Here is a 23,774-nt window from a genome sequence, read left to right on the forward strand (position 1 = left end):
AAACTTTTTAAAACAACATTTTCATTAAGAATATTATTAATAAAATATATTGTGGCATCTAAAAACAAATACAGTTTGAAAACAGAATTGACATTTATATAAAAAACATTCCGCCCATGGAGTGATCTTTTTGCACAGAACTCGTCTACATAATTACTGATTCTTCGTATCCCAAGCCAGATGATTCCTCCAGTCAGACCAGACAGCCTTTAATCCTTCTACTAGCCACTCTTCGCTTTTCTCTAAAAAAACACCCTATCTGCCGATTCTCAATAATCAGCAAATAGGGTGCTTCCTTCTATCCTACACTCGTTATGAATAGTACTACTTACAAGCTAACTCGTATATCCCTTACTCAGGAATATACGGAAGATCCAGCATCTTCGGCACATTGATCACATGCTGCTCCGTATACGTACGAATGCCTTCTGTGCCGTACTCACGACCAATCCCAGACTGCTTGAATCCACCAAATGGAAAGCGAACGTCTAGCCCCTGAACCGCAGCCGTATTGATCATCGTCGTTCCAGCCTCGAGCTGACGCGCAACAGAGATCGCATCCTCTTCGTTGCCCCACACCGAGCTGGTCAATCCATAGATACTTTCATTGTGGAGACGAATCACCTGCTCTACATCATCGAACGGCAGAATCGGAACCGTCGGACCGAATTGCTCCTCCACTACGATTGGATCATGTACGTCACAATCCAGAACCAGCGTCGGTTGCAGATAATACCCCTCGTCAAACCGCTTTTGATCCAAAATACGACCAAGCGGGATCACCTTCGCCCCGCGCTGCTTCGCATCTTCCACCAGACTCAGCACGTACTCTCTCTGCTTCACGTTATTGACCGGACCGACTGTTGTATCTGGATCAAACGGATCGCCGATACGAATCCAACGGTTCGCCGCCTCGATATATTTTTCTACAAACTGGTCATAGATCGAACGGTGTACATACACGCGTTTGGCGATCATGCAGATCTGACCGGTCGTCAAGAAGTTGGAAATCACAATCCGGCGCATCGCACGCTCGTCCTCAACGTCAAAGCTACCCAGGAAAATCGCTGCATCATTGCCACCCAGCTCAAGCGTCATATCTTTGATCGTGTCCGAAGCTGCTTTGATAATATGCTTGGCTGTCTCAGTTCCGCCTGTAAAAGCGATCTTCGCCACATGCGGATTCGTAGTCAGTTCCACGCCCACATCCGCTGCTCCATGAACGACATTAATGACGCCAGCCGGAAACTCGCTTGCAATAATGTCAGCTACCTTTGCTGCTGCTAGCGGCGCATACGGACTTGGTTTCAGCACGATCGTATTGCCCGCCAGCAAGGCAGGGGCGATCTTGATCGTAGACAAGGCAATCGGATAATTCCACGGGCTGATCGCCGCCACTACACCGATCGGGTCATAGGAAAGAATCGTTTTGCCGTGATCATGCTCTTGCACCTGTTCTTGCAGAGCCGCTTCCGCTTCATTACAAACAAACTCCATCCACATCAACGAAACATAGATTTCGCCGTGCGCATCATACAGCGGTTTGCCGTGCTCTCTGGACAGCAAATGCACGATTTCATTCTCAGCTGCTCGGATCTTGTCAATCGCTTGGCGCATGCTCGTCACGCGCTCGTGAATATCGGTTTTTTTCCAAGTTTGAAAAGCTGCTGCTGCCGCTTCGATGGCTTGAGCGGCTTGTTCCTTTGTCGTAACAGGGAAATAGCCCACGATCTCGGTCGGATTCGCTGGATTCTCTTTGGCTGATTGGGAAACAGACGTTACGTTCTGTCCATTGATCAACGCTTCAACGGTAATGGCGTTCACAGCATCCTGATTTGCTTGTATTGTCATTGTATAACCCCTTACGTTTGAAATGGATTACGCCCACACTTCGTCTGCAATTTCCTTCACGTAACGCAGCTTCCGCCATTGTTGGTCTTCTGTTAAAATATTGCCTTCTTCCGTAGACGAGAATCCACATTGCGGGCTCAAGCAAAGCTGCTCTAGAGGCACATACGTAGCTGCTTCGGCAATTCGGGCTTTGATTTGTTCTTTATTTTCCAATTCGCCAGTTTTGGATGTGAGCAGACCGAGTACGATCTTCAGATCTTTGCGATTCACATGTTTTAACGAATCAAAGCTGCCGGAGCGCTCATCGTCAAACTCCAAAAACAATCCGTCTACATCCAAGCCGCCGAAGATCACTTCAGACGCATAATCATAGCCGCCTGTCGAGAAATAATTCGATTTATAGTTACCGCGGCAAATATGCATCGTCACTACTAGATCCGCTGGTTTATGAGCCAACGATTCGTTAATCATGCGCTGCATCGTTTTCAACTCTTCTGCCGGTTCCAGCCCTTTGGCACGTATCTTATCATGACCTGCGTCCGAGAAGAGGTCTGCCCAAGCAGTATCATCTAGTTGTAGATAGCGACAACCCGCGTCATAGAAGGTTTGGATCGCTTTTTGATACGCTACGATGGTGTCTTGCAGGAACGCTTCGCGATCTGTATACACATTGGCATCATTCTCCAAGCGATACAGTAGCATATTCGGGCTCGGAATCGTCTGCTTTGCTACCGCATCACCTGCATGCTGTTTAACAAATTTGAAATCCTCTACGAACGGGTGCGTCGAGAAATCGACTTTGCCTACGACGCGAATCCCGCCTTTGCGTGTTTGCATATTATGAAATTTCGGCCCTTCGATTTGTTCATACAGCTCTACGCCGTCCAGACCGCCCAAGAAATCAAAATGCCACCAGCTTCTGCGCAGCTCGCCATCTGTCACGCCGATCACACCGTTTTCCTTTTGCTTTTCAATGATGCGGATAATCTCTTGATCTTCTACAGCTCTTAATTCTTCATGAGTGATGCTACCTGCTTTATATTGTTGACGCGCCTGACTCAAGTTGCCAGGACGTAAAAAGCTACCTACATGGTCGTGTCGAAATGGAATCATATTATGTGCTCCTTCTGCCTTTTTGTTCTAATGAGTATAACATGAGCGAAACAGAGTCCTGTCATATAAAAAAGGCATGTCTAGTCATATGCTGGGGCTATAGCCAGCAGGGTAGAAGTGGCAATAGTTCATACACGTCGAAAAAAAGCATCGCTTTCGTTCCATTGTATAGGGAAGTTGTACAGTATTATTTTCGAAGCATAGTCCCTTTATATATAGTTACCAAAGCGATTCTCACCGATCGTTCTTCTTTTTCTTCAGATAGCTTTCTTCCTGTTCTTCAGATAGCTGATTATGCTTTTTGGTCGATAAAATGCTATATCTCTTTTATGCTTTCTTGTTAGATATGACTTAGCATAGAGTGCAATGTAACTTCCAAAGAAAAAGAAACGAACAAAAAACACATCCTCTACCTTAAAATTAGTTTTTACTGAATAAAGGGGGATGTGTTTTTTAAGTTAGATTATATCGTTTGGTTTATAAAAGCTTGCGGTTAATGATTATACTATTTACCTTATATTAATAATGGGTACCTTTTATTCCATGCTTATGAATGACTCTCAAATTGGCTCATCAACGCCAACGCTTCTTCATGATCCGGCTCGACTTCCAACAATTTCCGCACATACATCCATGCTTCGTCTTCGATCTCCAATTCAAAACAGCACAGCGCCAGACAGTAATACACCGTCGATATGATCTCGTCCTGATCTTCCTGTACCGAGATTCCCAAGAAACGTTTGGATTGTTCATACATCCCCATTTCAAACAAAATCAGTCCGATATCAAGCGCCAGATCGTAACGCTGCTCCATAATATAATACGATGACCACATCTTCTGAATACCCATCCACAGATCCTCATATTCATCGTCCGCTGCATCCGGCAACAGATGCGAGATTTGCTTCAAACTCTGGATGAAAAACTCTGAATCATATCCGCCCAACCGCCAAAAGCTTAGCAACTCCTGCATGCCCATACTCTTGATATGGCGATCGACCCATACCTTGATATTGAAAAAGTCATCTGGACCAAACCGTTCAATACAGCGACGGTACGACAATCTTGAATGCACGTAGTCCATTGGTGCGTCCACATGGAAGATGCAGCCGACATTGATATTTTTGTAATGATGCGGTGGAAATAACGCCAATGCACCTTGCTGCTCAAAGAAATATTGAATCGCATGATAATTCGCCGTCAACGAAAAGCTACCGCCATGCAAGATCAACTCCGGCGGTTCCGCGAACCTCCATTGCTCCAGCAAATGATCACCTTTGTCAGCCGAGATCAAGACAAATCCTGACTGCGATAAACGATTCAATCGTTCCAAACATGTTAATCCAGCAGCAGGAAACAAAATATGCGAGTCCTCCAGCTGCTCCCGATAGAGCGCAATCACATCGCGATAAGGATATGTGGGTTGCTCGTATTCAGACGCGCGTCGATGCTCGTAACGTAGCTGTATGTTCTTCAACGAGCCTGACGGTTTTGCGGACTCCGAATGTTGCAGACCTTGCACATGCACGTCGGTTTCATAAATGTTGCCACCACCTACATACAGTAGCTCTTGCGGAATGCTGTCAAAAAAATAGTTCGCAATAATAACTAGCGGTTGCTGCAATTCCTTTTCACGAATCGTAGTGCCAGATACAACAAGATGTAGCTCTGTATCCTGAACCGCATCATATTGCGCAAAGTCCAGTAATCCCTCGGCAATAAAAGATTGCAAAGCGGGATGTTGTTGCCACGCCAATACATTGTTCATCGCCAAATCCGTCATCACATAGCGGAACGAAGGCAATGCAATGCCCGCATAGTCACGAAGCTGGCATAACTCATGCAATACGTGATAAGCAAACCGCCCTGCTCCTGCTCCCAGCTCTACGATAATGATAGGCTCAGATTCGGCACCATTTCCCTTATTCGCTCGATCTTGCAGAAACCCAAATAGCACTTCCGCATAGGTGGCAGCGATCATCGGGTTGCTCGTAATGTATTGAGGAACCTGATTGTTTTTCCAAGCCTTTGTTCCTTGTTCTTCATAATACTGGCGCTGAATATCCCAGATCGGCGCCTCACTGAATCGGTAACGCTGTTCTATGTTGCTTGTCATGTAGAAGACCCTGCTTTCTTCATTTCATTCAAATTCAACTGTAATACTCAGACAATTTATCGACTATTCATGTAATGGAAAACGCATTATACAAATAGAAAAATATAATTGAATACAAACCAAAAAAAATAAGAGGCTTCATTAAAATACATAAGTCTCTTATCTTTTACTCACTTTAAACATCAGGCGTTCCCAACACATAATGCTGCTCTTTATTTTGACTTAATTCGCTATTGCTTATTATCATATTTTTCAATAAAATTTCCATGAAAAAGTGAACTAGTCCCTTAATATCCCCTTCGTCTGCTCTCTCTAGGTACCTAAAATAATCTTCTTTTTTAGATACTTCTACATATACAGGAGGTAAATTCCTAAGCTTTAATAACCAGTTCATCAATGCTCTGGAGATACGTCCGTTTCCATCGTTAAAGGGATGAATTTGAGTTAACCTATGGTGTATTTTAACAGCTTTTTCAAGAACTATAGAATAAGAGATTGCGCTTATCTCTTCTAATAATTCTAAAATTTCTTGATCCAAATAATACAGTTCTTCTAATATTTTCTGATACGGTACTGTACGGATAAGAGCACCAGATATTTCATTATCATTTGTTCGAAATTCTCCTGCTAATTCGGGATTTGGAGAGAGCTTGAATAGAAATTTATGTAACTCCTTCAACTCATAACGATCAGGAAGTTGTTGAGTTCTGAAGATATGGTTACATATAAAATAATGACCTACTGTTTCTATAATACTCTTGTTTTCTCCATAATCTTTAAAATATTTGCTTTTACGTTGCTCTATTCTTAGGTCTGTACATATCTCGGCTACTTCTTCTAACTCTAAATCCAGCCCTTCTATTCTTCCATCGTTATAAATAAGATGGTTTTTCAATTTTAACCAGTGCGGGCTTACATCTTTCTGAGGAATGTAAGAGTATGAATCTACAATATTAGCAAGAAAAGTAGGGTCCTGTTTAGCTAGATTGAGTTGTTCGATTCTTGTGAAAGCTTTATACTTTTCGAAAAACTTTTTCGTAGGCTTTTCCTTTATTTTTTTTAAATTGAGTAGCCTCCAGTAAAGACTCATGAAGCTTACTCCAAAAACTATACTGAGTCTAAGTACATCGTCATTCTCCAAATATCCCTCATTATTCTCATAAGTCTGAGCAAAACCTAAAAGATACTTTTCAGGAGCAAGTAAGTGACCAGCAAAATTATCAGCAAACTTCTCTATGGGATCATCCGTTCTAGTCGGACTAATACTGACAGAATGATCTTTTAAATGGTGGCATAACTCATGCGCAGCAGTAAATCTTTGTCTTTCATAAGGTCTTTTTGAATTGATCGCTACTGTAGCAACTACATTTTCACTATCTGGCGAATACACACCTTCTATATCTTTAAACGGTCTAAATTGGTAGTAGACTTTAAAGTCAGAAAGCATTTTAAATATATTTATAGGAAATTCAGGTTTTTTCTCATTAAAATAGACCTCTAGAACTCTATCAGCTAATTCCCTGGCAGAACAGCTTTGACTGATAGTTCTGAGGCCTATTAATTTAGTTGACATCATACACTTGTCTAGAAATTTGCTTCTGGAAGGCCAGGAACTCAAGAACTTGCTTTTGATCAGACTCAGCTATGTGAGCACCGTTCCTTGCTAAAATAACAGTTTGACATTCTTCACTTTCTGATAGCAAGTATTCTTTTGAACAACCATAAATTTCGAGCATAAAATTAACTATTCGTATTTCTGGGTATAATGTTCCTTCTTCAATTGCTTTCAATTCATCTTCAGTAATTCTTAACAAGTTTGCTACATAATTCAAAGTCAAGTTCAGCCCTACTCGGCAATCAGCTGCACGCATAGAATTAAACCTTTCCATATGTTTCCACTCCTTTTCATATAACTTTATTATAAACGAACTATTGACAATCGCAACAAATAGTTATATTCGACTTAAAACTAATATCGTCATTCTTACTTATGATACGGTTCCCCCCGATTAATCTTCACCGCCCGATACACCTGCTCCACCAGCACCAACCGCATCAACTGATGCGGCAGCGTCATTCGCCCAAAACAAAGCCGCTGCTGCGCTCGTTTCAGCACCTCATCCCCAATCCCATGACTGCCACCGATCACAAACACCACATGACTATTCCCATACGTTCCCAGTCGATCAATCTCCGCCGCCATCTCCGCCGAACTCCACAGCTTCCCGTCCAGCGTCAACGCCACCACATGCGCATCCGGCTTGATCTGCGCCAAAATCCGTTCGCCTTCCTTGTCCTTCACAATCTTCACCTCAGCATCACTTAGCGTATCCGGCGCCTTCTCATCATTCACTTCCGTCATCTGAAACTTAATATACGGCGTCAACCGCTTACTATACTCCGCAATCCCCTGCACCAAATACTTCTCTTTTAACTTCCCGACACCAATAATCTGAATATGCATACCCTACCCCTTTTCAAAGTCCAATCATTCCACAACTCTCACGACCAACAATCACTACCCCACTATATCGCGATTCCCACAACCCTGTCTGCATTTTTCGTGTATGTAACTGAACTCAATCTCTCAACCATATACGCCACAACTCATATGTACCCCCAGCAAACCTTTAACATATTCCAACCCAATACATGAGGATTCTTCAACGAACTGTACTTCAATCAACTACCAACTTTCAAATCTTTATAATGCTCACTTCACTCCACATTTTCTTTAAGCAAATTTTTTTTGAATAAATCAATACATCTCTATACTTAACTATGTATAAACAACAAATAGATAATAAGAATAAAAACACAAATGACTAAGGTTCGGAGAAAAAAAAACTACAAATATAGAAAACCAACAATATTTGACCAACATTCCACTCTATACACTAATCTTCCTTATAATCTATATACCGCACAAACTATATACCTACTACACATAATTATCTTATAAAGATACTCATCTCAGTATGAAAAACTCCAATCAAATTCTCATCAACAAAAATCATCTAGGCACTATACACCAATATATTACTCAATATAAAATATCTGCCCACGTGCTCCACCACATGCCCCAATACGCTGGAACAGCGTACTCTTCCCACCCTCCTCCCCGTGGTTTGGTGAGTCTTCCACCGCCGTATAATCCCCATTCATTAATTATGGATGCAACACGCACGGAACGGAGGAAAGGAAATAAGGGAAAAGCACGACTTATAGTGTTTGCGAATTTCAAACACGGTGTTTAATGAAAAGTGATTTTTGCGAAAGCAAAATATCTTACCGCTTTGGAGGGGCGGGAATCTACAATTTATTCCTAGTCCTTAGATTCCCGCGGCTCCACCGGAGTGCGTTCCCTTATTCCTTTCCGCAGTGCTGTCCGCCCTATCCACCCAAACTCAGTCAAGGAGCCTCACCAAACCACCCCACAAAATTGAAAACTCCCTCCACACCAACCATCCGGTCAGCACAAAGGGAGCACTTGCCACGCTATATCGCATTCACTACTATTATCGTCATTCCAACTTCAATATTTAATACATTATTGGAATATTGTGTAAAATAAATTATTTCCCTTTCACTGCCTGCGCTACAATCGTCGCAAATACTTTTGCACCCGCTGGATTCACATGCACACCATCCGTAGCAAAGAAGCTGTTCTGCCCCTTACTCGCCGAGTACCAGTCCACCACCGTAATACGCGGGTCGTCCGCCGCTACCGCGTTGATCGTATCATTCACGATACTTTCCCATGAACGCGGTACACGCGTATTCACCATCACGATCTTCTTCGCGCTTCCCAATTCGCTCAGCAGATCTTCCAGCTGCTCACGGGTAAACGAACCGTTCGTACCGAGTTCCAAAATGACCGTGGAACCGAGGTGACCGCCGCTACGCAGCTGCTGTACGACTCCCGGAGCTTCGGTCATTTGGCGACCGACGCGACCGTCGATGGTGATGCCGGGCATCGTTTGGGTCATGTAATGCGCCACGTCCAGCATGACGGAGTCGCCGATCGCGGTGACGTTGTTGCCGGAGGTGATTTTATCTAGCGTTTTCTTGGTTGCAGCGGCTGGTAGAGATGTGTTGGAAGAGTCTTGTTTGTCGCTGTCGCCACTACTGTTATCTTTAGACTCACTGGATGAACCGTTTGATTGGGAATCCTGATCATTGGTTCTGCCGGATGACGGTTTGTCCGTTCCAGTGGACGATGAATCTGTATTGTGATCCGTAGAAGAATGACTACCTTCTGTGGAATCTGTATTAGCGTCTGTACTTGCATCGGTAGATGCAGGATCGGTTGCATCCTTGTCCTTGTTATCCGACGACGTGCCGCTTTGGTCGGACTCGCTGGATGGTTTATCGTCCGATTTGCTATTGTCATTTTCCGTAATGCCACTTGCTGCATCCGTATCTTTGTCCTTGGACGAGTGGGATACGTTCGTTGGTGTCGTCTGGCTTGATCCAGTAATGAAGACGCTCTGCGGTTGCTGTGCTTCTGCGGTTTCTTCTGCCGTCGTAGTCGACGATAGCAGATGTCCGAGTACAGCAGCAGATAGAATGAAGATACCTGCCGCAGAGCCACCGATAATCCAGCCGCGCGAATTGCGCCAGTTGGAACTGCCGATACGTCCGAAGGAATAACGGAATCCTTTAAGGCGGATCGGTTCTTCCACATATCGATAGGACAGCTCAGCAAGCGCGATGCTGACAGCAACCTGAATGATCGCTTTGATCACAGATGGTTCGCCGGTGTCGACCTGTGGTGTACTGAGAGTGATCACCGGAAAGTGCCACAGGTACAGTCCATATGAACGCTGTCCGAGCCAGCGCAATGGTTTGCAGCCGACGAGTACAGCAAGGCGGCTTGCCGGATGCGCTAGTACGGCGATCAGGATAGCGGTGATGATAGAGATGAGTACAAGTCCGCCTCGATACAGAAACGGCTCGTATTCGTTTGTATGCCAGATCGACCACAGCAGTACGATCAGGGCAGCCAAGCCGACGGCATCCAGCAATCCTTGTGCAGGTGCGGATACATTCGCTTTGAGCTTGATGCTTGGCCACACCACTGCTAGCGATGCGCCGATCAGCAGGGCGAAGATGCGCGTATCTGTACCGTAATATACACGGCTTGGATCGGTTCCGGGTACATACAGCACTGCCATCAGCAGCGCCGAGATGAACGCCAGACTCATGATCCAGCCAGACAGATTGGCACGCTTCGGCAGAAATTTCAGCCCTAGCATTAGCACAAACGGCCATAACAGATAAAACTGTTCCTCCACCGCCAGCGACCAGAGATGACCGAGCGGCGAAGCCGGGCCAAAGCTTTCAAAATACGATACTTTATGAAAAATAAACCACCAGTTGCTCACATACAACAGTGCTGCCGGAATATCTCCGTGCAAGGACGCCAATCTGGCATGATCCCCGATCAGACACCACAGTCCAACGACCAGAATCATGACGTACATGGCGGGCAGCAGACGCCGCGCCCGTCGTTTCCAAAAGTCGACCAGATCAATGCGGCGATTGCGCTCCCACTGACTGACGAGAATGTCCGTGATCAGATAACCGGACAGTACAAAAAAGATGCCTACGCCGAGCAACCCGCCCGGTGCCCAGTCCGTATTCAGGTGATACAAAATAACCGCCAACACCGCGAAGGCGCGCAGACCATCCAGTCCGGGCATATAGCGGTGTTGCTGGAGCGGCTTAGACGACATCATATGTCCACCGCCCTCTATGTATGTTAAAGCCTTCTTGCAAGGCATCTATTTGTTCCAACCGTCGATTCGCATTCTGCATGTCTGTACGTAACGTCCGTATCTTGATGTCGTTCATATTCAATTATCCTTTCCAGAGGTCATTATTCATCCCGTGCTGCTTGTTTCCTTGCTCGCAGGAACCGACATGACCCATTATATCCAAGTATGCTGCTGTAATCGTCTCAAACCAGTTAAAATTAATTTACAGCAAAGTCGTAAATTGTCCGCACATTCCAAATAAGCGCAAAACTGGATGTATCTGGCGCTAGACATAGGAAAACAAGGACCCTATCCAACCGGTCCCTGCCCCTTCTGTTCATGATCTGTACGCGCTACTGTAAGAATGTCTGGCTAGTTATCATAGTATATCGCATTCATATTCATCGGCTACTGTATACCTACTCAAACAGGCAGTAACCGGTATCCTTTTATAGCTCCGTGGTCAGGCAGATTCATGAGCAATCCGGACCGGCAGGGTAATCAGACAACGAGAAATTCGCCGTGCTGCTCACAATAGATACATTTCGCAGGTGGATCCCAATCGGAAAATTCCGTTTCCTTCAGATCCACTACATCTGGTGCATCTTCGTATTCATCTACAAAATCTTCAAGCGCTTTTTCCACATGTTCTTTGCATACTACATACATTAGCATTCCAACTGTCCCTCTTTCCGTGCACGTTACAATTCCGTTACCGTCACTTCAACATTTGATATATACGTTCATCGTTTCCTCTATTACCGTGTTGTTCACCATTACGCGGTTTGTGTATGATTCAATCGCCGGAGCAAAGATTTCATTCGACGATGTTCTGTTCATAGATAGGGTATTATTCAGTCGCGATCCGGGGTTTCCTGAAGCTTGGCTGTAACCGAGTCCTTTTTCCCGTCGCGGTAATACGTTATTTTGATATCGTCACCGATTTTCTTTTGATTGTATAAATATTTGCGCAGATCGAGGGTGGATGTAATCTTCTGCTTGTCCAGCTGTACGATCACATCGTCCACTTTGAGACCGGCTTCCTGAGCGGGGCCGCTCACTTCCATCGCGATTGCGCCTTGAGTGACGTCGTCCGGCAGCTTAGGCTTCGGCGCGTCATTTTCCTCTTCTTCATCATACGAGCGATAGGCATACTGACTATCCAGATCCATGCTGTACACGCCGAGGTATGGACGATTGATCTTGCCGTCAGCCATCAGCTGCTTGGCGTAGTCCATCACTTCGTTGATCGGAATCGCAAAGCCCAGTCCTTCTACACCCGTATCAGAGATCTTCATCGTATTGATGCCAATCAATTCGCCGCGCAGATTCACAAGCGCGCCGCCGCTATTGCCTTCATTGATCGCCGCATCCGTCTGAATCACGTTCTGCTCCCAGTCGTAATTCCCATCTTGGTTCAGCGATACCGGGATTAGCCGATTATCGTAGCTCACAATCCCTGATGTCATCGTACCATTAAACCCTAGTGGATTGCCAATCGCCATCACCGTTTCGCCCAATTGCAGCTGATCCGAGTCGCCAATCGCGGCGATCGTATCGATATCCTTGCTATCGACGGACAGAACAGCGATGTCACTAATAAAGTCCGCCCCGACGACATTTGCCTTCAACATCGTGCCGTCAGTCAATACGGCATCGACTTCATCTGCACCGGAAATAACATGATTGTTGGTGACGATGTATGCCTTGCCGCCATCTTTGCGGAAAATGACACCCGAACCGAGCGCGGACTCATCCAGCGCGGTTATATCTTGCTCTTCCAGACCTTCCTGATAGTTCACAATGCTGACGACCGCAGGACGTACTTTGTCAGCAACCTGAATGAGCTGCTCGTATGGACTGCCTGCCGTCTGCTGTACGGGTATGGCTGTACTCGCTGTCGCCGCACCGGAATAGTTGCTGTGATACCACAACAAGCCACCCATAACCGCAAGTACGGTAACTGCGCTTGTGACTGCACTGACCAGTACCACCTTCAGCATGGACGCTTGTGTACGTTTCCGTCCCGCCGGCGAGCGAAGCGATGGGTATGATTTACGCGAAGAGGAGACGCCGCGTTTGGAGCTACGGACTTTGGTTGAATAGAAATCATCATCAAATAACGCCATGCTCATCGCTCCTCTATTGTGCCTGATCTACTGTTGCAGCGTTCCTGCTGTCGCTTCCGGCTTCCGTCATGGTCTGGATGGGATTACCTGCACCGAATCTTCCGCCTGGCGAATGTCGCTCAGCGCATCCCATGGAGTGGGACGGTTATAATACGTTTCACATAATTGAAATTCATGGTCTTTGTAAAAGCAGCCCCGGCTTTCCATCGCATCGCGTACGGTCAGCTTGGCAAGCTCCATCATATTGTGATCCAGACTAAGATGCGCGAGGTACGTACGCTTCATTTTCTGGCATAGCAGTTCACTTAATGCCGTTCCGGCTGCATCGTTGGATAAATGACCAACATCGCTGAGAATGCGGCGCTTCGTATTCCACGGGTAACGTCCCATACGCAGCATCTCGATATCGTGATTCGCTTCCAGCACCAGCACATCCGAGTTGGATATACTTTGCATCACCTTGTCGCTCACATAACCGAGATCAGTTGCTAGGCTGAGCTTCTGCTCACCATCTTTGAACACATATCCGACTGGCTCTGCCGCATCATGCGAGATGCCGAACGATTCGATTCGTAGCGAGCCAAAGCTTAGAAAATCACCAGTCTGCATCACTTGCTTTTGCTCCGGGGTGATTTTGCCAACTGCCTTCTCAATCGCCATCCATGTTTTCTCATTGGCGTAGATGGGCAGTCCATATTTACGCGCTACAGCACCGAGTCCGCGTACATGATCAGAGTGCTCATGCGTGACCAGAATGCCTTGCAGCTGGTCACCGCTGAATTCGCGCTCCTTCATCAGCTCGTCGATCCGCTTGGCACTCAGACCCGCATCGATCAGCAGGGCTGCATCTTTATTTCGAACGATGGTCGCATTGCCTGTCGAACCACTCGATAATACTGTAAATTGTATGCCTGTGCCTATCATATATCCTACTCCTCATTTTGTGACGACGGGGTAACGATCACTTCCCCGCTGATTCCCTGTACATAATAGAATGCGCCACTTTCCAGCGCAATTCGCCATACCGGTAGCGCGACCATACTATTATCACCGGTGCTCTGTCCGTAATAGCCCAGAGTAATATCCTTAACAACTGCCCCTTCCGGCAGATCATGTTCAATAACAGTTCCAAGTGCGGTTGATGCCGACAGAATCTCCTGTCTCGGCTCATCCGCTTCATCCTGCTGCAACGTGAGTTGCGGAGCAAGGTAAGAATGAATCTTCTGATTACTATAATACAGCTCCAGATTCATATTAAACAGGGGTAAATCATTATTTATGAGCGGATGCATAGCAAAAACGCCTTCTTCTGCAATAAGCGCATCGTACTGATATGTGGAAAATTGAGGGATTTCCGTCGATAGCTGCTCTTTTAATTCCTCTTCATTAAAAATCAATTGGCTATCTGCCGCTCGCTTGAGTTGGATCGGCTCACTGTTCACTGGTGTCGTATCGCGATACGGAATCGGACCTAGAATCGGCGTATCGCGCGGAATCTGCGCATTCACTTGAATATGCTTATCCTCCAACGCACGCTGAGCATTCTCGCTGAGTGAGGCAATATCCAGATTGGACTGTGCCTGATCGCGAATATCCATCCAGAGCTGGTATCCCAATATGAGGTTCAGCAGTAAAAAGGCACCGATCAGTACTGTTTTGGCACGTCCCCAGTCCATCTGTTCCTCCTATCTACCCGCCTGCACGTAGTATCGTGTGTAAGCGGGCAATTTCTCGCAGATTATAATACAAATTCATCTAGCATTGTATGTGAGACAATAATTGTATCTATACGTGTACATATGCAATCCATTGTATATTTTTGAATTTCTACTATCTACTGAATGAACGAATACGGAATGAACAAAACTAACAAGTAACTGCAATCCCATAATCATAATCACATTCACTTGCTATTCAGCAGTTGCGTACTGCCATCCTGCAATTTCACCATCCATACTGGCGTCAGTACAACAACCCCATTGCCTAGTGTCGGTCGGTAGGCAGGTGACAGATCGACAACCTGCTTGCCTACTGGAATCTGGCTTTTCAGCAATTTCTCTAACGCTTGTCCGCCAGGCAAAGTTTGCATGGATGCGGTGGTGGATTGCCCCGCAGTAGAATCAGTTTTAGTCGATAACGCTGTATCGCTACCGGATGAAGGGGTGGTCAAATACAGCATCGAGCGCTCATACGAGGATACCGTATTATGCTCCACTACCAGGCGCATATAGCCAAATTTCACCTTATCCGTCTCCATGACCGGATACGAACGATAATACTGGCGGAAAATAAATCCGGCTTTGCTATCGCTACCGTTATTGATATTCAGCATATACGTACCCGGCCAACCGCCATGCTGATTGACAAAATCAACCGCAGACAGCACATTGTCCGAATTGTTGTTGCTGCCAGTAGTCGGTGCAGTCGGATCGGTATAGGTCATCCATTTTTGCAATGTATCTACTTGTAAACTGCGCTTGCTATCGGTATAGATTTCAATGCCGTTCTGTTCATTAATGTTGCGAATCGCACCCGGATCGAAAAACAGATTGCGCTGCATCTGCTCCGTCGTCAGACTGTCCAGCTTTAGCGTCACTGCCGGAATACTCAGACTGCTCTGCGGGATGTAATAGCCACCAGTCGTATACTCATAGCCCATACTATTCTCGCCAAGCAGCACATTACGCGTAATCTGCTCGCTTTTCAGATCGAGATCGTTGGCTTCATACACCACATCACCACTCGCACTGAAAAAGAATGCCTTGGTCTGGCGATCTTCCGATGAGTTATAGATCCAGATCCGGTTCACCGAATCACCTTCAAACAGCGAATCTGGATTCAGCTTCATGCTGCGTTCCAGCAAACTGACCGGAATGCCACTGCCAAAGGTCAGCTCGATCCCATCATCGCTACGCACCGTGTTCCAATCGATGCTCTGTACGGACAGACGGCGGAACTGCCCAAAGCTATTTTCACGTAGTCCATTATAAATCGTAGTATATGCATCTGACGACGGATAGAAGATCGTATGCCGGTCGCCAGTCATATGAATGATCATTTTATCGGGAAATAGCATATTTTCGATGCTGGAGTGTGGACCGATATCTTCCGCCTGCACATAGCCGGATTCGGAATTAACGACCGAATCCGCACCCGGCATTCGGTAAATGAGGAAGTAACTCTGCACCAGACTGATGATAATCAGAATAGCTAGCAAGGCGGACTTGATATTCTCCCTCATTCTTCCACCTCTCCTTCCTCATGCAGTGGTAGCAATACCGTTACTGTTGTGCCTTGTCCCAGCTCGGAATCAAGGGCAATGGAGCCGTTGTGTGCGCGCACTATTTCCTGGGCAATAGACAGACCAAGCCCGGTTCCGCCCATATTGCGTGAACGCGCCTTATCTACCCGGTAAAAGCGTTCAAAGATCCGTGCCAGATCCTGCTGTGGAATCCCGATCCCGGTATCCTGAATAAAGATTGCCAGCATGTCATCCTTAGTGCTGTATGCACCGAGCGTCACACTGCCGCCATCCATCGTATATTTGAGCGCATTGGACACGAGATTGTCCAGCACCTGATCAATCTGATCGCGGTCAATCCACACACTACCCACATTCGGCTGAATATCGATATCACAGCCGATCTGCTTTTGCTTCATTTGGACAAAGAAGCGGTCAGACGTATCTTCCAGCAGCTCCAATACACTTGTACGCTTTTTGCGCAAGGTCGCTTCGCTGGAATCAAGACGCGATAGATGCAGCAAATCGCTGACCAGTCGAATCATGCGCTGGGTTTCATTTTGAATGACACCGATAAAACGTTCGGCGAGTGCGCGTTCATCCAGCGCCCCGTCTTCCAACGCTTCGGTGTAGCTCTTAATCGTAGTCAGCGGTGTGCGCAGTTCATGCGAGACGTTGGCAACAAACTCGCGCCGCGCGCCTTCCAGCTTCTCTTGCTCGGTCACATCCTGCAAGACGGCGATGACACCAGCAACACTATCTTTGCGGCGATGCACGGTGCTAAATGTAACGCGTACGATGGAACTGCTGCTCTCGTCCGGCTCGCTCAGCGTCAGCATCATCTGACGTAGCGTACCTGCCTGCAATTTGCCACGCTCGGTTTCGGATAGAGGGAGCAGGTCAATGAATGCTTTGCCCGTCATATCCTGCTCGCTGGCAGATAACATCGCAGCAGCAACCCGGTTCACGAGAATGACACAGCCATGCTCGTCGGTAGCGATCACGCCGTCACTCATATTTTTCAAAATAGACGCCAGACGTTCTTTTTCCTCTTCATTCTGTGATAACGCATCACGCAAACGTCCAGTCATATAATTGAATGCTTCGCTCAATTGACCGATCTCATCGTTGCTGTACACGGTCATATGATGGTCAAATTCGCCTTCCGCCACCTGCTTCGCACGCCTTGTCATCTCCTTGATCGGCTGCGTAATCGTATGCGCCAGAATAACGCCCAGAATCGCCGTCATCACCAGCGCGATCAAGATGCCGTACAGGAAAATGCCGTTGATCCGCTTCATCGTATCGTACAAATCCGCCATCGACGCGACGATATACACCGCCCCGACCGTGCGATTGTCGCTAATGATCGGCTCGGCGACCACTCGCTTGCGCTCGCCCGTATCGTCGATAATGTATTCTTCATTGTTGTTAATGCCTTGGAGCGCACGACTAACGACAGTCTGTGTATTGCGGCGAGCTTCTACGCCAGACGTATTGTCCAGCGATGACGTAAGAATACGTCCACTCGCATCCAGCACCTGAATCTCCTGAATCTCGGTGCCGCTCATATTGTACAAATTGTCGACAATCTGCTTGAGATCATCGACAGAATTGGAAAAGGTATCGCCACTGCCAGACCATTTGTTCTCGATCAATACGGACAGCAGTTGTGCCCGCTGCTGCAAATCCTGTGTAAAATTGCTTGTCAGCGAGTTCTTCATCGCACTGACAAAATACACCCCGATCAATTGCATCGAGATCAGGATCAGCAGTACATAGATAATAATCAGCCGCGCCTGAATCGTGCGGCTGAAGCCCGGCAGCAGCCGCAGTCTGCGCTTCACGTTACATGCCTCCCGCTTTGGGACTGCGCATCATATAGCCAAGTCCGCGCCGCGTCAAAATATACTCTGGCTTGCTCGGATCGTCCTCGATCTTCTCACGCAGGCGTCGAATCGTCACATCGACCGTACGCACATCCCCAAAATATTCAAATCCCCATACTGCCTGTAGCAGATGCTCGCGAGTCATCACGCGACCTGCATTTTTTGCCATATAATACACCAGCTCATATTCACGATGAGTCAGGTCGAGCGGTTCCCCGTCCTTGTACACCATATACATATCCGTATCGATAAACAGACCAAACAGACTCAGCCCATTTTTGTTCTCTTCTTCTTCCGGTACGCTGACCGCTGTAGCGGCAGGCGCTTTTTTCTGCTGACGCCGCATATGGGCTTTGACCCGGGCGAGCAGCTCACGCGTGCTGAACGGCTTGGTCACGTAATCGTCCGCGCCTAGCTCTAGACCAAGCACTTTGTCGATCTCGGCGTCCTTGGCAGTCAACATGATAATCGGCATATCCAGCCGCGTACGTACTTCGCGGCACACATCCATTCCGTCCTTGCCGGGTAGCATCAGATCGAGCAGGATCAGATCCGGCTCTTCTGCAAAGGCTTGCTCCACTCCACTGATGCCGTCAAAGGCGCATATGACTTCGTAGCCTTCTTTTTCGAGATTGAATTTTAGAATATCTGCAATCGGTTGTTCATCGTCAACGACCAGAATTTTTCCCTGCATGGCTGGATTCACCTCATAATGACTTTGATTTATTTAGTTTAACATATTCGCGGGGGAGGTTCTTGTGTTGGGCGGGATTTCACTTGATTCTTATGTGTTGAAGTATTGTTAAGGGGGAAAGTTATTTTGAAATTAGTGGGTTAGTTATGTAGAGATTCATATGGACTTGCATAATGATCTGCTGAGACACACAGCGCTCCGGGAAAGGATGGGGAACGTCCTCACTCAGGTGGAGCCGCGGGAATCTACGGATCGGGAATAAATGTAGATTCCCGCCCCTCGGAAGTAGTAAGATATTTTGCATTCGCAAAAATCACTTTTGACTGAACATCGTGTTTGAAAATCGCAAACACGATAAGTCGTCCTTATCCCCATTCCTTTCCCTCCGCTCAGTGGTATTTATATCATTTGGATGAAGGGCTTTTAGATCACTTTCTTGAAACCACATCTCAAAACCATAATTTCTTTTATAAAATAAGCTGTAGTTCATGTGTTCATCTCTATTGTTTATTGTATTACTTCTCCTAAGACATATGAGCGAATCAAAGATCGACTTCTATACTTGCAAACAACGTGAACTCTAACGCGAAATTTGATCACATGATTCGCAGGTAGTTGACCTTATGCCTTCGATTCTTTGTCACTATGTTCCGCATTCTTTTTACGTCCTACCTGTCACCTGTCACCTGTCACCTGTCACCTGTCACCTGTCACCTGTCACCTGTCACCTGTCACCTGTCACCTGTCACCTGTCACCTGTCACCTGTCACCTGTCACCTGTCACAGTGGATTGTACTTGGAGATGAGGGAATGGAGTCAAATAGGATTAATACCATGCAAAAAGCAGCGTTGCCAATGTGTATGGCAACGCTGCTTGAGTAAGGAAGCAGCACTATTTTGCGGTAAGCAATGTAGGTTTGCTATTAACGAAGGTAGGATAGTGGGTTTTGCAGGGCGCCGCCGCTGTGGATTTCGAAATGGAGGTGGGTGCCTGTAGATCGGCCGGTATTGCCCATGACGCCGATGTGTTGGCCTTGTTCCACGACGGTTCCGGTGCTGACGTCGATTTGGCTTAGGTGACCGTACAAGGTTTCGTAGCCGTTACGGTGGTCAATGACGATGACGTTGCCGTAGCCAGTCATCGTGCCTGCGTAGGTGACGACGCCGTCATCGGCGGACATCACGGACGAGCTGCCGACGAGGTCGATGCCTTTGTGGACACGTCCCCAGCGTTGACCGTATGGACTCGTTACCGTTGCACCGCTAACAGGCCAGATAAAGTTACCGCTACCTTCGCCGACAACAACTTTGGTGCCTTTGATGATGATTTTGGGTGAAGATTCTTTGACGACTTCCTGACTTACCCATTCTTCGCGCAGCACCTGACCGTTGGCTTTGCTGACGCGGTAGTTGATGCGTTTCAGACCTTTGCTACCGGAGGAAATGACTTTGGATTCGCCAGCACGCATATTGTCGCTTTTGCGAATTTCGACAGCGGGTTCGGTAACGACCTGCTCCGAATAATCCTCTACCGTTGTGACGGTGATCGGTGGCTGCGGTACGGTCAGTGTCAGTTCATCGCCGATTTGCAGCGATGTTTCCTTCACGTCCGGGTTGTTGCTGAAAATCTCTTTTTGCGTAATATCATACGAAGACGCGATTGAGCTAATCGTATCGCCTTCCTGTACAGTGTAGGTAAGCGGCGCTTCTACGCCAGTCAGCATCACTTTGGCGAGTTCCTTGCTGCTAAGCAGCTTTTGCGGATTCGCTTTGATTTCGTTCGATGTGACTTTCTCGTTGATTTTGACAGATTCCAGCTTGTTGACCTTTTTGCTATACGCATAGCTTTTGGTGAGCTTTTGTACAGAGCTTTTGCTCAGGTTCGTAGCAGCAGCTTCAGCTTTTTGTGTATAGGTTTTCTCAACGAGCTTGAGTGCAGCATCAATCGTTGCCTGATCTTTGGCGACGCCCACATGCTTATCGCCTACGACGACTTCCACGCCTTTGGCATAAGCGGTCAGCATACTATTCAATTGCTTGAGTGTACCAGTGGAATCCACCTGTGCTTTGTACGCCTTTTGCTCCGTGGTGGTGATGCCGTTCGTGTTCAGTACCATGGTCGCATCCGGGTATTTTTTCTGATACGCGGCACGCTTTTCGTTAAACAACGTATCCAGATCGGCTTTATTCAAAATACTGCCAATCTCTTGCCCTTTGACCGATACGACATAATACGGAATGGTATTCGCAGTGACGTAATGCGTACCCGCCAAAACAAGTCCACCGGCAACAACAACGCCACCGATTGCCACCAATAAACGGCGGCGCATCTTGTTTTTCCCCTGACGGATCGAATCTACGGTCAATGTATACCAATGTTGTGACTGAGTGTCTTGCTCCCCGACGGATGGCTGATCTGGATGATGCTGTTCAGCCTGGGACGCTTGCTGCGAGGCAGCTTGCTGTTCCGCTTCCCATTTACCTTTCAAACCTTTCATGACCGTCTCCTTTTACTGTTCATTGCTGAATGTCATTATTCGTTATTCGCAGATATTGATGTATACATGATGCGTACGTAATCTATCGCTTGATTGCCCACCGAATAAGCACCCATGTTGTGACGGATGCTTTTACGGAAGGCAAGAAGCTGCAAGGTCAAATGCTATCTAAGTTATTAAAAATTGTCATATAAAAGTATCAAAAAATTAACCTTTGTAACTCCCCGTTTACTTTACCATAATCCCCACAAAACTTTCAACTTTACAATTCATATAACAGCACGATCTCAGACACCATAAGGCAAGTCAAAATGAAGGAAATGAGTGAAGATGCTGCTTTCAAAGAAATGCTGGTATGATAACGACTATGCGTTCTTTGCAGCAACATAATGAATACCGATGATGATCCAGCCTTATGTACAGTCAATCTGACTGAACAGTAACAGGGAAATACTGTAACAGATTAAGAACTTCACCTTTTTGATTGTATCTTTGCAGTGTATATTACGCTGTGTTCCAATGCATATGATATCCGCTTGATTTAGCTCTATTCCACTTCGTGTAGTTGATTATGATGGGCGTCTAAGTTATAGGTACGCATCGGATGTCAATCTGCGCGCTAATCAATTCCTCTGTATCGAACAAATAAAAAACCAGGCTGCACAACAGGCAGCCTGGTGGATCGTTATATCATATATATTAGGAATAGATCGGAGCCACTTGATTCGTTTGCTCGCGATTGCGACCAACGGAGAAGATCGCGATTGGGATACCGGTCAGCTCGGATACACGATTCACATAGTTACGTGTCGTTTCCGGCAATTCTTCCAGCGTTTTCACGCCAGTAATATCTTCGCTCCAGCCCGGCATTTCTTCATATACCGCTTCACATTCCGCCAGATTTTTCAGGCTGGCTGGATAGTGAGTGATGAATTCGCCACGGTATTTGTAACCGGTGCAGATCTTCACTGTGTCCAGACCAGTCAGTACGTCCAGCGAGTTCAGGGACAGACCAGTAATGCCGCTCACGCGACGAGCGTGACGAACAACAACGGTATCGAACCAGCCTACACGACGAGGACGACCAGTAACCGTACCGTATTCATGACCTTTTTCACGAATTTCGTGACCGATTTCGTCATGCAGCTCAGTTGGGAATGGGCCATCGCCAACACGCGTGGTGTACGCTTTGGCAACGCCAATAACCTGCTGAATACGTGCTGGACCTACGCCAGAACCGATGCAGACACCGCCTGCGGACGGGTTAGACGAGGTTACGAACGGATACGTACCTTGGTCAATATCCAGCATGACGCCTTGTGCGCCTTCGAACAGCACTTTTTTGCCTTCGTCGATCGCGTCGTTCAGTACAACAGATGTGTCTTTTACATACTGACGCAGCTTCTCGGCATACCCGAGATAGTCGGACAGGATTTGCTCCACATCGACCGGTTGACCACCATACACTTGCGTGATCACCTGATTTTTCTCATTGACGAGATGGCGCAGCTTTTGCTCGAATTCTTCTGCATCCATCAGATCGGCGATACGGATACCGACACGGGACGCTTTGTCCATGTAACAAGGACCGATCCCTTTACCGGTTGTACCGATTTTGTTCGGGCCTTTGCGTTCTTCTTCCAACAGATCCAGCACCATATGATATGGCAAAATGACATGCGCGCGATCACTGATGGTCAGGTTTTTGGTGGAAAAGCCGTTTTCGTGCACATAGTTAATTTCGTCGATCAGCGCAGCCGGGTTAATAACCATACCGTTACCGATGACACATGCTTTGTCTTCATAGAAAATGCCGGATGGCACCATCGTTAATTTATATTTTTTCTCATTGATTAAAATCGTATGTCCCGCGTTGTTACCACCTTGATAACGGGCTACCACATCCGCGCTCTCCGAAAGATAGTCGGTAATTTTACCTTTGCCTTCGTCTCCCCATTGTGTTCCCACAACGACTACAGTTGACATGATTCATTCCTCCGTAGGTGTATGTACACCGTATATTTGCGCTGTCTGTTCCGTATGATCGCCAGATGTGTAACATCTTGTTGGAAAAGATGACGCTGGGAACGTATTCCCTATCCAGCGCGGTAACAGCACAGCATAAAACCTCCTTGCGAGGAACGGCCGGGCAAATGCAGGCATACAAACCGTTTCGCGGGCGGAAGTTCATCCTCGTGCGGTAAGGGGTTGAAGCAGTTCCTGAACTGACAGGATACTTACATCCAATAACACTATTGCGCTTTACCGCAGCATTTACAGTGTAACAGGACACTTTTTCAAAGTCAAATGAAACGCGAACAATGACAGGACACAAAATTATCATCGTTCGGGATTTATGTATTCATTTCGCCAAACGCTGCCTTTACCCATGATAAAACCGTATTTTTCGTAAAATGCATTGTGGAAATCTGTAAAAGTAACCTTTGCGATCTTGATCGTTTGTATCTATCTCAGACTATTAAC

Annotated in this window: 16 protein-coding genes; all 16 read right to left on the minus strand. The window is 46.6% G+C overall.

Annotation, left to right across the window (positions count from 1 at the left end; translation table 11 throughout):
* Positions 1 to 351 precede the first annotated feature (351 nt).
* Positions 352 to 1,851 (minus strand): aldehyde dehydrogenase family protein, encoded by a 1,500-nt coding sequence (locus ACDE64_RS23760; protein WP_411348582.1) that lies wholly within the window; start codon positions 1,849 to 1,851, stop codon positions 352 to 354.
* A gap of 27 nt (positions 1,852 to 1,878) precedes the next feature.
* Positions 1,879 to 2,964 (minus strand): 5-methyltetrahydropteroyltriglutamate--homocysteine S-methyltransferase, encoded by a 1,086-nt coding sequence (locus ACDE64_RS23765; protein ID WP_411348583.1) that lies wholly within the window; start codon positions 2,962 to 2,964, stop codon positions 1,879 to 1,881.
* Positions 2,965 to 3,511: 547 nt separating this feature from the next.
* A complete protein-coding gene (locus tag ACDE64_RS23770; protein ID WP_411348584.1) occupies positions 3,512 to 5,080 on the minus strand; it encodes an SAM-dependent methyltransferase in 1,569 nt (522 codons plus the stop codon).
* A gap of 175 nt (positions 5,081 to 5,255) precedes the next feature.
* Positions 5,256 to 6,656, minus strand: coding sequence for a Fic family protein (locus ACDE64_RS23775; protein ID WP_411348585.1), 1,401 nt, complete (start codon positions 6,654 to 6,656; stop codon positions 5,256 to 5,258).
* The gene (locus tag ACDE64_RS23780) at positions 6,643 to 6,969 is read right to left on the minus strand and encodes a helix-turn-helix domain-containing protein (RefSeq protein WP_411348586.1); all 327 of its coding nucleotides are present in this window, start codon (positions 6,967 to 6,969) and stop codon (positions 6,643 to 6,645) included. The genes ACDE64_RS23775 and ACDE64_RS23780 overlap by 14 nt, the downstream gene beginning before the upstream one ends.
* Before the next feature lie 95 nt (positions 6,970 to 7,064).
* Entirely contained in the window at positions 7,065 to 7,544 is a 480-nt protein-coding gene (gene rlmH / locus ACDE64_RS23785) for a 23S rRNA (pseudouridine(1915)-N(3))-methyltransferase RlmH (RefSeq protein ID WP_411348587.1), read from the minus strand.
* 1,111 nt (positions 7,545 to 8,655) lie between these two features.
* Positions 8,656 to 10,821, minus strand: a complete 2,166-nt coding sequence (locus ACDE64_RS23790) for an acyltransferase family protein (RefSeq protein ID WP_411348588.1) — start codon at positions 10,819 to 10,821, stop codon at positions 8,656 to 8,658.
* Between the two features lie 519 nt (positions 10,822 to 11,340).
* Positions 11,341 to 11,508 carry a CxxH/CxxC protein gene (locus ACDE64_RS23795; RefSeq protein ID WP_411346899.1) on the minus strand — a complete coding sequence of 56 codons (168 nt, stop codon included), beginning with the start codon at positions 11,506 to 11,508 and terminating at the stop codon, positions 11,341 to 11,343.
* Positions 11,509 to 11,693: 185 nt separating this feature from the next.
* Positions 11,694 to 12,968, minus strand: a complete 1,275-nt coding sequence (locus ACDE64_RS23800; protein ID WP_411348589.1) for a S1C family serine protease — start codon at positions 12,966 to 12,968, stop codon at positions 11,694 to 11,696.
* A 66-nt stretch (positions 12,969 to 13,034) separates the two neighbouring features.
* Complete coding sequence (locus ACDE64_RS23805; protein WP_411344521.1) at positions 13,035 to 13,892, minus strand: MBL fold metallo-hydrolase; 858 nt, start codon at positions 13,890 to 13,892, stop codon at positions 13,035 to 13,037.
* Between the two features lie 5 nt (positions 13,893 to 13,897).
* Positions 13,898 to 14,644 (minus strand): two-component system regulatory protein YycI, encoded by a 747-nt coding sequence (yycI, locus tag ACDE64_RS23810; protein WP_411348590.1) that lies wholly within the window; start codon positions 14,642 to 14,644, stop codon positions 13,898 to 13,900.
* Positions 14,645 to 14,871: 227 nt separating this feature from the next.
* Complete coding sequence (locus ACDE64_RS23815) at positions 14,872 to 16,209, minus strand: YycH family regulatory protein (RefSeq protein ID WP_411348591.1); 1,338 nt, start codon at positions 16,207 to 16,209, stop codon at positions 14,872 to 14,874.
* Entirely contained in the window at positions 16,206 to 18,056 is a 1,851-nt protein-coding gene (gene walK / locus ACDE64_RS23820) for a cell wall metabolism sensor histidine kinase WalK (protein ID WP_411344524.1), read from the minus strand. Before walK ends, ACDE64_RS23815 begins: the two co-directional genes overlap by 4 nt.
* Position 18,057: 1 nt before the next feature.
* A complete protein-coding gene (yycF, locus tag ACDE64_RS23825) occupies positions 18,058 to 18,792 on the minus strand; it encodes a response regulator YycF (RefSeq protein ID WP_411344525.1) in 735 nt (244 codons plus the stop codon).
* Between the two features lie 923 nt (positions 18,793 to 19,715).
* A complete protein-coding gene (locus ACDE64_RS23830) occupies positions 19,716 to 21,290 on the minus strand; it encodes a peptidoglycan DD-metalloendopeptidase family protein (RefSeq protein ID WP_411348592.1) in 1,575 nt (524 codons plus the stop codon).
* Between the two features lie 699 nt (positions 21,291 to 21,989).
* Positions 21,990 to 23,276, minus strand: a complete 1,287-nt coding sequence (locus tag ACDE64_RS23835) for an adenylosuccinate synthase (protein ID WP_411344527.1) — start codon at positions 23,274 to 23,276, stop codon at positions 21,990 to 21,992.
* Positions 23,277 to 23,774 lie beyond the last annotated feature (498 nt).

This window comes from Paenibacillus sp. WLX2291 (assembly GCF_046603665.1).
In the GTDB taxonomy this organism is placed as follows: domain Bacteria; phylum Bacillota; class Bacilli; order Paenibacillales; family Paenibacillaceae; genus Saccharibacillus.

Coding starts and splice junctions, on each gene's coding strand:
- ACDE64_RS23760 (WP_411348582.1), bottom strand. CDS start 1,851: ATGACAATACAAGCAAATCAGGATGCTGTGAACGCCATTACCGTTGAA.
- ACDE64_RS23765 (WP_411348583.1), bottom strand. CDS start 2,964: ATGATTCCATTTCGACACGACCATGTAGGTAGCTTTTTACGTCCTGGC.
- ACDE64_RS23770 (WP_411348584.1), bottom strand. CDS start 5,080: ATGACAAGCAACATAGAACAGCGTTACCGATTCAGTGAGGCGCCGATC.
- ACDE64_RS23775 (WP_411348585.1), bottom strand. CDS start 6,656: ATGATGTCAACTAAATTAATAGGCCTCAGAACTATCAGTCAAAGCTGT.
- ACDE64_RS23780 (WP_411348586.1), bottom strand. CDS start 6,969: ATGGAAAGGTTTAATTCTATGCGTGCAGCTGATTGCCGAGTAGGGCTG.
- rlmH (WP_411348587.1), bottom strand. CDS start 7,544: ATGCATATTCAGATTATTGGTGTCGGGAAGTTAAAAGAGAAGTATTTG.
- ACDE64_RS23790 (WP_411348588.1), bottom strand. CDS start 10,821: ATGATGTCGTCTAAGCCGCTCCAGCAACACCGCTATATGCCCGGACTG.
- ACDE64_RS23795 (WP_411346899.1), bottom strand. CDS start 11,508: ATGTATGTAGTATGCAAAGAACATGTGGAAAAAGCGCTTGAAGATTTT.
- ACDE64_RS23800 (WP_411348589.1), bottom strand. CDS start 12,968: ATGGCGTTATTTGATGATGATTTCTATTCAACCAAAGTCCGTAGCTCC.
- ACDE64_RS23805 (WP_411344521.1), bottom strand. CDS start 13,892: ATGATAGGCACAGGCATACAATTTACAGTATTATCGAGTGGTTCGACA.
- yycI (WP_411348590.1), bottom strand. CDS start 14,644: ATGGACTGGGGACGTGCCAAAACAGTACTGATCGGTGCCTTTTTACTG.
- ACDE64_RS23815 (WP_411348591.1), bottom strand. CDS start 16,209: ATGAGGGAGAATATCAAGTCCGCCTTGCTAGCTATTCTGATTATCATC.
- yycF (WP_411344525.1), bottom strand. CDS start 18,792: ATGCAGGGAAAAATTCTGGTCGTTGACGATGAACAACCGATTGCAGAT.
- ACDE64_RS23830 (WP_411348592.1), bottom strand. CDS start 21,290: ATGAAAGGTTTGAAAGGTAAATGGGAAGCGGAACAGCAAGCTGCCTCG.
- ACDE64_RS23835 (WP_411344527.1), bottom strand. CDS start 23,276: ATGTCAACTGTAGTCGTTGTGGGAACACAATGGGGAGACGAAGGCAAA.